General features: G+C 44.4%; 12 protein-coding genes. 2 read left to right on the top strand and 10 right to left on the bottom strand.

The window, feature by feature from the left end; genetic code table 11:
- Nucleotides 1–96 precede the first annotated feature (96 nt).
- The 3 genes from A8806_RS13070 to A8806_RS13060 all read right to left on the bottom strand — a co-directional run bounded on the left by A8806_RS13070 (nt 97) and on the right by A8806_RS13060 (nt 3,138).
- Nucleotides 97–1,113: a LacI family DNA-binding transcriptional regulator gene (locus A8806_RS13070; protein WP_109731641.1), complete on the bottom strand. Its 1,017-nt coding sequence runs from the start codon at nt 1,111–1,113 to the stop codon at nt 97–99.
- 376 nt (nt 1,114–1,489) lie between these two features.
- The gene (locus A8806_RS13065; RefSeq protein ID WP_109731640.1) at nt 1,490–1,843 is read right to left on the bottom strand and encodes a hypothetical protein; all 354 of its coding nucleotides are present in this window, start codon (nt 1,841–1,843) and stop codon (nt 1,490–1,492) included.
- Nucleotides 1,844–2,358: 515 nt separating this feature from the next.
- On the bottom strand, nt 2,359–3,138 hold the full coding sequence (locus A8806_RS13060) for a class I SAM-dependent methyltransferase (protein ID WP_109731639.1): 780 nt from the start codon (nt 3,136–3,138) through the stop codon (nt 2,359–2,361).
- A gap of 101 nt (nt 3,139–3,239) precedes the next feature.
- On the opposite strand from A8806_RS13060, the gene A8806_RS13055 reads away from it, so the two are divergent.
- Together A8806_RS13055 and pepI are read left to right on the top strand one after the other, a co-directional pair.
- Nucleotides 3,240–4,145, top strand: coding sequence for a LysR family transcriptional regulator (locus tag A8806_RS13055; protein WP_109731638.1), 906 nt, complete (start codon nt 3,240–3,242; stop codon nt 4,143–4,145).
- A 124-nt stretch (nt 4,146–4,269) separates the two neighbouring features.
- Nucleotides 4,270–5,151, top strand: coding sequence for a proline iminopeptidase (gene pepI, locus A8806_RS13050; RefSeq protein ID WP_109731637.1), 882 nt, complete (start codon nt 4,270–4,272; stop codon nt 5,149–5,151).
- 155 nt (nt 5,152–5,306) lie between these two features.
- On the opposite strand, the gene A8806_RS13045 is transcribed toward pepI, so the two are convergent.
- From A8806_RS13045 to thiE, 7 genes are all read right to left on the bottom strand, one after another.
- Complete coding sequence (locus A8806_RS13045; RefSeq protein ID WP_109731636.1) at nt 5,307–6,506, bottom strand: glycine C-acetyltransferase; 1,200 nt, start codon at nt 6,504–6,506, stop codon at nt 5,307–5,309.
- 21 nt (nt 6,507–6,527) lie between these two features.
- Nucleotides 6,528–7,592: an L-threonine 3-dehydrogenase gene (gene tdh / locus A8806_RS13040; protein WP_109731635.1), complete on the bottom strand. Its 1,065-nt coding sequence runs from the start codon at nt 7,590–7,592 to the stop codon at nt 6,528–6,530.
- A gap of 156 nt (nt 7,593–7,748) precedes the next feature.
- The gene (locus A8806_RS13035) at nt 7,749–9,017 is read right to left on the bottom strand and encodes an alpha-L-fucosidase (RefSeq protein WP_109731634.1); all 1,269 of its coding nucleotides are present in this window, start codon (nt 9,015–9,017) and stop codon (nt 7,749–7,751) included.
- A 141-nt stretch (nt 9,018–9,158) separates the two neighbouring features.
- Nucleotides 9,159–9,881 carry a FadR/GntR family transcriptional regulator gene (locus A8806_RS13030; RefSeq protein WP_109731633.1) on the bottom strand — a complete coding sequence of 241 codons (723 nt, stop codon included), beginning with the start codon at nt 9,879–9,881 and terminating at the stop codon, nt 9,159–9,161.
- Nucleotides 9,878–10,756, bottom strand: a complete 879-nt coding sequence (locus A8806_RS13025) for a DMT family transporter (RefSeq protein WP_109731632.1) — start codon at nt 10,754–10,756, stop codon at nt 9,878–9,880. Before A8806_RS13025 ends, A8806_RS13030 begins: the two co-directional genes overlap by 4 nt.
- Nucleotides 10,757–10,808: 52 nt before the next feature.
- Entirely contained in the window at nt 10,809–11,615 is an 807-nt protein-coding gene (gene thiD, locus A8806_RS13020) for a bifunctional hydroxymethylpyrimidine kinase/phosphomethylpyrimidine kinase (protein ID WP_109731676.1), read from the bottom strand.
- Nucleotides 11,616–11,647: 32 nt separating this feature from the next.
- Entirely contained in the window at nt 11,648–12,325 is a 678-nt protein-coding gene (gene thiE, locus A8806_RS13015) for a thiamine phosphate synthase (protein ID WP_109731631.1), read from the bottom strand.
- Between the last annotated feature and the right edge of the window lie 34 nt (nt 12,326–12,359).

Below are 12,359 nucleotides of genomic sequence, written 5' to 3'. Positions count from 1 at the left end.
ATTTTGCTGGAAAACGTTTATGGAGTTGATCCCCCATAAACGTCCTCCGGCATCCCTTTCGCTTACCTCTTAAATCAGCCCAAAAGCAGGAAACCGTTATATCTTCTTTACACTTTGCCCCACTACAATAGACGGTCTTAAAAGTATCTGCTGCGGCACCCGCTTCTCCTCTTCCTTTTCCTCCAGACGCTTAAGAAGCAGTTCTCCTACCCGGCTGCCGATCAGATTCTCAGGCTGCCGTATCGTCGTGATACTCGGACTGATCAGCTGAGCTTTATCCTGTACATCAAAGCCGACCAGTGAGATGTCTTCGGGGATACGGAGTCCATATTCCCGAAGTGCTTTAATAGCCCCAAAGGTCATCTTTTCAGACGTTACATAAACAGAGGTAAACGGATGCTCCTCAATGTTCTGAATTAACTTTTCCATACACCTGAATCCGTCATTCTCCTTATAATTCCCATACTGTATCAAATGTTCGTCCACAGGCACCGCCCGTCTGTTGAGAGCGTTCAGATATCCTTCACGCCTTGCAAAACCAGTCGTCTCCTTCACGGAACCGATAATCGTGGCAATCCGCTCATGTCCCTGTTCGAACAGATAATCAACCGCCATGCTGCTGGCCTGCACATTATCAATCGTAACCGAGTCAATCCCCTGAAGTTCCGGTATATTATCTATAAAAATTACAGGAAGGCTGGGAAGGTACTTCTTCACATTACATCCTGAAAGATCTACTGTTGCAAACACCAGGGCATCTATTCTTTTCTGCTGGAGAAGTGACAGATATTTCTCTTCATTCTCTTTCTTCTCGTTTGTGTCGGCTACGATAATCGTATATCCCTTTGGTGAAACAATCTGGTCAATCCCTTTTATAATCTCCCCAAAAAATGCCTCGCAGATATCAGGAAGAATAACGGCTATAGTCTTGGTGGACTGAAGCTTCAAAGAACGTGCTACTTCGTTGGGAACATAATTATATTCTTCCAGTGCTTCAAGTACCCTTTTACGGGTCTCTTCCTTCACATACTCTTTATTATTAACCGCCCTCGATACTGTCGCAACTGACATATTTAATTTCTGGGCGATATCCTTTAACGTGCTGGATTTCATAAGTTCCTCCTCTTGCAAACGTTTTCTGATAACGTTTACAATTTGAGATTAACACCTTTTATTTTATCTGTCAATACATATCCCCTTTAAGATTCTTTTTTGTAAAATATACACAAAATTGTCGTATTATTTTCTGTTATTTTTCTTTTACTTTTGTTATTATCTAATATTTGTATCTGCGACAGATGCACATCTGTAAATAGTAACGCCCCACATCAAGTATATGGGGCGCATACATTTATACACAACTTAACTATTAATTTCCTTTTGCAAGTCCTTTATCTCTTTCTCCGTTAAAATAGTCACTACCGCTTTTACCTGTTCCAGAGAAATCCCATTAAACAGCATCCTTTTTACAATCTCGATTTCATTTTCTTTAGCGGTTCTTGGCAGCTTTTTCAGAGTCCTCTTTTGCCTTCTTAGCGGCCTTCTCTGCCGCCTCCGCAGCTGCTAGAGCTGCCTTCTCTGCAACCTCCGCAGCCACTTTTTTCCCATACTCAATCTTCTCTTCTTCGAATAATTTCGATACCTTTGTCAGCATAATCCATTCCCTCATTTCCTTAGAATCCTCGTTATCTATTACCTTATCTGCAAATACCAGTATACCAGCGAGTATGAATACCTGCTCCTGTTCGTCCTCCACCTGCTTCGCCAGATCGAAGCAGCGCCGGATACACGCTTCTTTCTCTTCCTTTCCCCGATGCGTCAGCGGGAGGATTATAAACTGCATCTGTTCCTCCGCCGTTAAAGGGCCCGCTACAGTTCGTTTGCCTCTATCATGTCTTTGTTCTGATACGCAACATGATTTTCTTCTGACATAAATGTCCTCCTTCTTTCCGGTGAATATGCCAGATGACACGTTAGACGTACTCTTCTATTTTTATTATATATACAGTTCCATACCGTTTCAATCTAGTATTACCATACAAAAAGTCCGAAATTTTATATGATAACATAAAGCAGAGTACATTGTCTGGACACTGACCAGATCCACCTTATTTAATTTTTAGTTCATCAAAACTGGTAATTTCCGGCTGAACCGCCAAGGAAATCAGATTTATCTTCTACTCTATGTAAAAAATAACATTCAGACCTTAGAATTTTATGAATAAAACGGTCTGGGATTTTGATGTGAGGTCAGTATAGCACTGCATGATGTTTTATACAAGACAAAATTTCCACTATTGGATGCCCTGCATCAAATTGAAGCAGGGACAACAGTGGAAATCAAGTTTTCACCATTCCCTATTTAACAGCATATACTCTTATTCTGCGAAATGTTTCAAAACAACTACCATCCTTCTGTTGTGTCTTTTTAATCATTTCTTCAACTACTTCTTGTCGAAAAGTATTTTTCAAATCATCTGGAAGATATTGTAAAAACGGAACAATGCTAGGCTGGTCTATCCATTTTATCATTTCAGAAGAATCTGAAAAGAATCTGTCTCTATTTATTTCAGAAATTGAAGTATCAGAAAAGCCAATCGAAGAAACCAGATTTTCATATTCAGATAATGATGGCATATACCACGGCCACTCGAAATTTTCAAAATTTTGTGTATATCTTTCATCTTTTATTTTATTTTGAACAACCTCAAAAAAATTAGAACAATTACCAGAAGCTCCAAAGTCCCATAATATAACCCCATTCGTTTTTAATGCTTTATAAGCTTTTCTTAAAAGTTTATTATGGTCTTTTATCCAATGCAATGCAGCATTAGAAAAGATAATATCAAATTTATCTGCAAAAGACAGATTGTTAATATCCATCTGTATAAACTCTAGATTGATTTTTTTAATTTCTTTCGCTGTTTCAATCATTCCTGTGGAAGCATCAATACCTATAACTTTTCCATTAGGCACAAATGATGATAATTGTTCTGTAAGAATACCATCTCCACAACCTAAATCTAAAATAGTTTCATCTCCTTTTAATGCTAACTGGGAAATCAATTCTTTTCCCCATTCTTTTTGATGTTTAGACGATTGCTTATATTTCTGACCATCAAATTCAAATATTTCCATAATACATCCTCCTTGTTTTGATTGAATTATACTATTCACAATGATATAATTCAAATATATGGTTTTTATATAATATATAAATCAAATTTATAGGAGAATATATGGATACATTTGATAATTTTTCTAAATATAAAATATTTCTTTCTGTTGCAGAGAATAGCAGTATCTCTAAATCTGCCAATCAACTATTTATATCCCAGCCTGCTATAAGCATTGCGATAAAAAAACTTGAAGATAATCTTAATACCACGCTATTTATAAGGAAATCAAAAGGTGTCGAATTGACAGAGAGTGGACGAATATTATATGACAGTGTAAAAAAGGCATTTAATATACTGTCAGATACAGAAAACAGCCTCAGATTCCCAGAAAGTACAGGACAATTACGAATTGCTTCCAGTAACGTATTATGTAAATATTTTTTAATTCCTTATCTTAAAGCATTCATCTATTCATATCCAAATACTGATGTTTCTATTACCTGCACTTCCTCAGCAGGAGCGTGTGCAATGCTTAATGAATGCAGCATAGATTTAGCTCTGGCAGCAAAGCCCGAAAATATAGGTGATGCCAATTACTATTCTCTGGGAAAAATTGAATATATATTTGTTTGTACTCCCTCATATTTTGTCAGATTGAATTGCAGGAATGATGAAATATTTGAATATGGAAACATCATGCTTCTTAATAAAGATAATATTTCCCGCAGGCATATCAACGCATATTATGCCCGAAATAATATATATCCATCTCACATTCTCGAAGCGAATGAAATGGACGTATTGATTGAATTTGCTAAAATGGGCATAGGAATATCTTGCGTTGTAAAACAATTTGTTATGTCTGAGTTAACATCTGGAATTCTAACAGAAATAAAACTGTCGAATCCAATCCTGCCTCGTGAAATAGGTTTTCTATACAACCGGTTAAAACCTTTTAATGAAAATATCCGGAAATTTATAAACACAGGTATTAACAGCCTGGATGACGTTACCGGGTGCATCTGAAAGGAGTAAACCAGCCGGTTATTTTGTGAAAGATTTCCCATGCGTAGAATTGAAACTCTAAGACAAGTCTGCTATAATGGAGAAGTATTAAAAAGAGCCGTAAAACGGCAAGGAGGGTACATATATGAAAGTCATTGAAGGTTATATGCCGTATCTGGGGTACAAGACTTACTACCGCATCGTTGGGGAATGCAAAGGTAACAAGAAGCCGCTTGTTTTACTGCACGGCGGTCCTGGCTCCACACACAACTATTTTGAAGTACTGGACAGACTTGCTGAGGAAGGACGCGCTATCATCTCCTACGATCAGATCGGCTGCGGTAATTCTTACGTGGACGGACATCCGGAGCTTTGGTGCTCAGAGACATGGGACAATGAGCTGATCGAGCTGAGAAAGCATCTCGGACTGGACGAAGTGCATCTGTTAGGACAGTCATGGGGCGGAATGCTGGCAATTGAATACCTCTGCGATTACAAACCAGAAGGTGTTAAGTCAGTTATCCTTTCCAGTACACTTCCGGCTGCTGAGCTGTGGGCTCACGAGCAGCACCGTATGATTAAGTTCATGTCACAGGAAGATCAGGATGCGATCGCAAAGGCTGAAGAGACAGGTAATTTCGATGATCCTGCATATCTTGCTGCTAATGAGAGATTCATGCTGCTCCACTGTGCAGGTGAAGTGACAGAGGATTCTCCGGAATGCCTGCGCCGCCCGAAGAAATCCGGTACAGAAGCTTATGTTGCGGGATGGGGACCGAATGAGTACAACCCGACAGGAAGCCTCGGCGGATGGGAGTACCGTGATAAGATTGGTGATATCAAAGAACCTGCCCTGATCATCAACGGAACAAATGACCTTTGTACACCGTTTGTAGCAAAGACAATGTATGACCTGATCCCGAACTCCAAATGGGAGCTGTTTGACGGATGCAGACATATGTGCTTTGTAGAAGAAAATGATAAGTACTGCAAGCTCGTTAACGAATGGATGGAGAAGTACGACTAATCAGTGATCTGATTGGGACAGCTTTTCAAAAAAGAACGGGAACTTTCACCTAAGACTATATGGTGTAAAGTTCCCGTTTTTCTTTGTTTTTAGAATACCCGGTATTTATTCATTTAAACAAATACCGGATAACTTTCGGCCATGACCGTTACGCATTATGCCTGCATTTCATCTCTTACTTCTATGAAAGATTTTACAATGTAATCAATATCTTCCTTCGTGTGAGACGCGCATACCTGTGTCCTGATTCTTGCTTTTCCTTTCGGTACTACCGGATAAGAGAATGCTACTACATAGACTCCTTTTGCCATCATGCGGGACGCCATCTCGGTTGCCTTGCGCTCGTCATAGAGCATAATCGGCACGATCGGGTGTACTCCCGGGATAATGTCAAACCCAGCCTCTGTCAGCTTCTCACGGTAGTATGCAGTGACTTCTTCCAGATGATCTCTCAAAGAGGTATCCGCTTCAAGGATTTTGAAGACTTCCATACTTGCCTTTACGATCGCCGGTGCCAGAGTATTGGAGAAGAGGTACGGGCGGCTTCTCTGGCGGAGTAAGTCGATGATCTCTTTTCTTCCGCTTGTGTATCCGCCTGATGCCCCGCCTAATGCCTTGCCGAGCGTTCCCGTGATGATATCAACTTTATCTGTCACCCCGCAGTACTCTGCCGTCCCGCGTCCTGTCTTTCCGACGAAGCCTGCTGAGTGGCTGTCATCTACCATGACAAGTGCATGGTATTTCTCTGCTAATTCGCATACGCCTTTTAAGTCGGCAATGATGCCGTCCATTGAAAATACACCGTCTGTCGCAATCAGCTTGATTCTCGCGCCCGCTTCATCGGCTTCTTTCAGTTTTGCCTCCAGGTCTTCCATGTTGTTGTTTTTATAACGGAAGCGTTTTGCCTTGCACAGACGTACCCCGTCGATAATGCTGGCATGGTTCAGCTCGTCACTGATGACCGCATCGTCCGCTGTCAGGATCGTCTCGAAGAGACCTCCGTTGGCATCAAAACAGGAGGAGTACAGTATCGTATCTTCCATTCCAAGGAAATTGCTGATTGTCTTTTCCAGCTGTAAATGGATGTCCTGTGTTCCGCAGATAAAACGTACGGATGACAGGCCGTAGCCTCTTTCGTCATATGCCTGCTTTGCAGCTTCGATAATCCTCGGGTCGTCGGCCAGTCCAAGATAGTTGTTGGCGCACATATTGATTACTTTTCTGCCGTCTTCCAGACTGATCTCTCTTCCCTGAGGTGAGCAGAGGGGAGTTTCATTCTTTAACAGACCGTCGTCTGTAATTCCTTTGATCTCGTTTCTGTAAATGTCTAATAAGCCGTTCTTCCATTGTTCCATTTCCAAAATCTCCCTCTTTTATTATCGTTCTTCGTGAATATGGGTCCAGTCCAGGACTACCTTGCCTGAATTGCCGCTGTTCATGGCTTCGAATCCTTTTTCGTAATCACGGATGTCGAATCTGTGTGTAATGATCTCGCTGATGTCAAGACCACTCTGGAGCATGGTCGTCATCTTATACCATGTCTCCCACATCTCCCTTCCGTAGATTCCTTTGATTGTCAGCCCGTTGAAAATGACCTTCTCCCAGTTGATGCGGGCATCTGCCTTCTGAAGTCCCAGAAGCGCAATCTTTCCGCCGTTCTTCATGTGGTTGACCATGTCATTGAAACCGGCCTGGTTTCCGGACATCTCAAGCCCTACATCAAAGCCCTCTTTCATACCGAGTTCATGCTCTACATCTTCCAGCTTTTCTTTCCCAATGTTCACAGTTCTGGTTGCACCAAGCTTTTTCGCAAGTTCCAGACGGTATTCGTTCATGTCGGTCACGACTACGTGTCTGGCTCCTACATGTCTGCTGATTGCTGCCGCCATACAGCCGATCGGTCCGGCTCCTGTGATTAACACATCTTCCCCAATCATGTTGAACGCCAGAGCAGTATGTACTGCGTTTCCGAGCGGGTCAAAGCAGGAATATAACTCTTCCTCAATGGATGAACTGCATCTCCATACATTCTTCGCCGGTATTACCAGATACTCGGCAAATGCTCCGTCGCGGTTCACGCCTACGCCCTGCGTGTTCCTGCACAGATGCGGCAGTCCTGCCAGACAGTTCCTGCACTTCCCGCATACGATATGGCCTTCCCCTGAGACCATCTCGCCGATCTTAAATCCTTCTACATTCTCCCCGATCTCAACGATCTCCCCGACATATTCATGTCCGGCCGTGAGACCGATCGGAATTGTGTTCTGTGCCCACTCGTTCCAATTATAAATGTGTACGTCGGTTCCACAGATTGAAGTCTTATGGATCTTAATCTTGACATCGTTCTTCCCTGTTGCGGGGATCTCCCGCTGTCTGAGCCACAGACCCTGCTTCGCCTTTTCCTTGACCAGTGCCCACATCAGATTTCCATTTTGCTCCATTTGAAAAACACCTCTCTTTCTGCAAATTGCCTCTTTTATGAAAATACTCCGGCATCCTGCCGTTTATGTATCCCCTTCAGGCAGTCTTGCTACGCCCTATATTATATCACGAATCTTTTTCCCGTGAAAGACTTGATAAATGATTCTGTCCGCTTTCTATCCGCGGATTGGTTCGAATATTGGTTCCTCTTCCTCCAGTTCGATACATACCGCGTATTTTCTCCCGCGTTTCAGGTCAGCCGGGAGGTCTACCTCAACCATACTGTCTCCTTCGCAGATTTTTCTTGCACGGCATACAAGCTTCTGCCCATCTCTGACCAGATATGCACCCTTTACCCTGTTGGCAACATTAAGAAGTTCAATCCTCATCTGGGGCCTTAACACATGTACATAGAGTTTATGGTCCTTTCGGGTAAGCTGGGCCCATTCCAGATCGTACGGGTACAGATCGACACGTTTCGTGCCGAAAATGGCTTCTGCATTCTCCCTGACATATTTTCCTACTTCACTTAGAATCTCACAGGATCTTTCCGGCACCTTACCTGTCCCGTCCGGTCCGATATTCAGCAGATAGTTGCCGCCCCTGCTTACAATCTTTAAGAGGAGCCTCAGGATATCGTCCGGCTCTTTCCAGTTCTCGTCATCTTTGTTAAATCCCCATGTGTCATTCAGTGTAGCCGGTACTTCCCAGTCACCTTCATATGTGAGCCTCGGAATAAAATTATCTCCGGTGGAAAGATATTCTCCCAGGCCGTTTCCGATTCTGCCACTGATAATACATGCAGGCTGGTATGATTTTACAAGTTCGATGAGCTCCCGGGATTCTTCTTCTTTCATATCCATAGGAGTATCAAACCAGAGTATCGAAATCTCCCCGTATTCTGTAAGCAGTTCCTTTAACTGGGGAATACACTTGTTGTCCATATACTTTCTGAAATTCTTATGACTGTTATCTTTGCCGTATGCATATCCGTCCGGATCATCCCAGTCCTGTGCCTGAGAATAATACAGACAGAACTTCATGCCGTATTTCCTGCATGCAAGCTGGAATTCTTTTAAGACATCCTTTCCGTACGGTGAAGCTTTCACAACATTGTAATCACTGCATTTGGAATCCCACATGGCGAATCCTTCATGATGTTTTGACGTGAACACCAGATACTGCATTCCCCATTCTTCCTTCGCACGCCTTACAATATCTTCAGCCGAGAAATTCTCCCCGCGAAACGACTTCGCAAGCTCCCTGTACTCTTCTGCCGGAATGTCAAGATAATTCATGATCCATTCCGCAATATGCTCTGTCTTCTGGCCTTTGTGCTCCCCTCCCAGAAGGGAATACAGTCCCCAGTGTATGAACAGGCCGTATTTTGCATCTTTAAACCATTTCTGCCTCGTGTCTTTCATGCTTTCTTCCTTTCTCTCCATTTCACCACTTTCTGCCCGCCTTACTCCGGTTTTACATGTCCGGGCGGCGCTCCTAACTTGTCATACCGGTTGAGTGGTCCAACCAATTGTTCTATAAAGTTATCATACTCATTGTTTGTTCTTTTGTCAACATATTTGCCCTCATTTTTCCTCCATTTTTCTGTCCCGTGAGCCCCTATTTTCCATGATCAGAGTCTGGTCGATCAGAAGAATTTCATCACATGCCTTTGCTGCGGCTTCGGTATCCTTCCGGCTGATCGCATCCAGCAGTTCCCGATGCCTTGCAACTGTTCTTAAGCACAGCTGTGTGGACTGCGGCAGGATGCTGTAATATTCATCAAATGCCTCTATCATTTTTTTAATCATCTGGGCCAGCATCTTATTTCCGGAAAGTTCTGATAAACGGTAGTGAAACTGTTTATCCGTGTCAGATTCAAAGACACCCCTCTGGCTGCCGTCCTCTATCCGGCCAAGCAGGCTCTCCAGTTCCTCTAAGTCTTTTGCAGCTACACGCTCTGCAGCCAGACTGATAGCGTATTTTTCAAGCTCGGTTTTAATATTCAGCATTTCCAGATAGTTGATCTTAACAGATTCCAGATACAGGGAAGATTCCTCCTCGACGTGTGCAACATAGGTCCCGCTGCCGATCTGTGAAGAGATGATCCCCTGGTTCTCAAGAACCCTCAGTGCCTCACGAACAGTGTGGCGGCTGGTCTGGAAGCTTGCCGCGAGCTCCCGTTCAGAAGGGAGCTTATCCCCCGGCATCAGGTGGTTATTCTTAATATAGTCTGAGACTGCATCTGCTATCTTGGTATACAGCAGGTCTTTGGATACCGGTGTAATTAATGAAATCCCATTTTTCATGCATGCGTCCTCCCTTCGTCTTTCCCACGGTTATTATACAGGAACATCAATACTGCCATCACACAGATCACAGCATACCCCATCCAGCTTAACACGTCCGGAATCTGTCCGAACACGAAGAATCCCAGCAGTGCGGAGAATACAATCTGTGAATAATCATAGACGGAAATCTCCCGTGCCGGGGCATGGAAGTATGCCGCCGTAATGCTGAACTGCCCGCCTGCCGCACAAAGACCGGCAAACAGCAGATAAACAAGCTGCATGGCGCTCATCGCATGATACTGGAAAATGAGGAACGGCAGCGTTACAACACAGGAAAATGTGGAGAAGGTGAATACGACAAACGGTCCCTTCTCCCCTTTCTCACCCAGCAGTCTGACATAAGTGTATGCCAGTCCGGCCGTGAGCCCGCCTAAGAGTCCGACCAGTGCCGCCGGGGACTGGAAAATATGTGCCGTCGGCCTGATGATCAGAAGGCTTCCCAGAAACGCCCCGGCCACAATCAGAATCTGCGGGGGTTTTATTTTTTCTTTTAATATAAAGAAACTGAAGATGATGACAAAAAACGGGGACATCTTATTCAGCATAGAGGCATCTGACAGGACCATCCTGTCAATCGCATAATAGTTGCAGAGTATCCCGACCGTCCCTGCTGCGGAGCGTAGAAACAGGTACTTGATATTTTCCCGTTTTCCGGAAAACCAGACCCTGTCCTTTTTTAAGATGGCGAATGCAAAGACAAGCGCCACCAGATTTCTGAAAAAGCTTTTCTGTACGGACGGCAGGTCACCTGACAGGCGTACGAACATATTCATAAGTGCAAAACAAAAAGCGGATAATACAATGTAAATAATTCCTAAATATTTTTTCTTCATATACCGTCTCCCACTCAATAGTCTGACCGGCATTTTCGGAGCCGATATATTATTATATGTTCTTTTTTGAATTTCTGCAACCCATTACAAAGGCATGGTCCAGAGGCCCGCTTCCTTTTCCTAAGTCAAGCATGGCCCTAAGTGCGCCTGACAGGTATTCTTTTGCCCGTTCAACAGACGTCTCCAGATCATATCCTTTTGCCAGATTTGAGGCTATCGCGCTGGACAGGGTGCATCCTGTTCCATGTGTATTTGGGTTTTCAATCCTTTTTCCAAAAAACCACCGTGTCCCGTCCTTCTGATACAGCAGATCATTGGCATCGCAGGTCCTGTGGCCGCCTTTTAAAAGGACCGCGCATCCGTACCTGTGGTAAATGATTCCAGCAGCGTGCACCATGTCTTCTTCTGACCGGACCGTAAGGCCGGAAAGGACCTCTGCCTCAGGAATATTCGGGGTAACAAGTGCTGCCGCAGGGAGCAGCTTTTCTTTTAAAACAGCTTCTGCGTCTTCATCGATCAGCCTTGCCCCGCTTGTTGAAATCATGACAGGGTCTGCGACGATGTTACCGGCCCGGTATTCCTTCAGTTTTTCTGCTGCTGCTTCTATGAGCCCTGCAGTGGGCACCATCCCGATCTTTACCGCATCCGGCCGGATGTCCGTAAAAATGCAGTCGATCTGTTTCTTCAGAAATTCCGTCTCCACCACCATAATTCCTGCCACACCGGTCGTATTTTGGGCCGTCAGCGCCGTGACCGCACTCATGGCATATACCCCGTTTGCCAGCATCGTCTTAATATCCGCCTGTATGCCAGCACCGCCGCTGCAGTCACTCCCTGCGATTGTTAATGCGGTCTTCATAGCCGTACTTCCTTTCTTATCCTGTCCGTTTCTCATTGGTTTACCATCTTTTCAGACAGCCGTTTGAGATTTCTGGCGGCCTGTTCAATATCCGGCCGGGCAAACAAGGCGCTTACCACCGCGATTCCACACAGCCCGTTTCCTGCAAGCTGAAGTACATTGTCCTCCCCGATTCCTCCGATTGCAATGACAGGGATATCCACGGCTTCACAGATTGCCTTTACCGTGTCTCTTTTCACCTCTACGGCATCTGCTTTCGTGTTTGTCTGAAAAACTGCCCCAACCCCAAGATAGTCTGCCCCGTGTTCCTGCGCCCGCAGGGCCTGTTCCACAGTCCGGGCCGTCACCCCGATGATCTTGTCCTCCCCCAGTATCCTGCGCGCATCCAGGGCATCTATATCCTTCTGGCCGACGTGCACGCCGTCTGCATCAATCGCAGCTGCAATATCTGCATGGTCATTGATCACAAAGGGGACCTGATAGTTCATACAGACCTCCCTTATTTCTTTAGCCTCTCTGATAAAAGCCTCCTTATCCAGATGTTTTTCCCGAAACTGGATAAAAGTAACTCCCCCTTTTATGGCCGCCCCGACCTGTTTTGCAAGCGTGGCGTCCCCAAGCCATGTGCGGTCAGTCACCGCGTACAAAAGCATGCTTTCCCTGCGGCACCTAGTCTTCTGCCCTTTAGCTGTTCCCAAAATCCTTTTCATACAATTCCTCCTTAATAAAAAAGCAGATATACCA

Source organism: Faecalicatena orotica (assembly GCF_003149245.1).
GTDB lineage: Bacteria > Bacillota > Clostridia > Lachnospirales > Lachnospiraceae > Faecalicatena_A > Faecalicatena_A orotica.
This window is presented reverse-complemented; position numbering and strand designations above follow the sequence as displayed.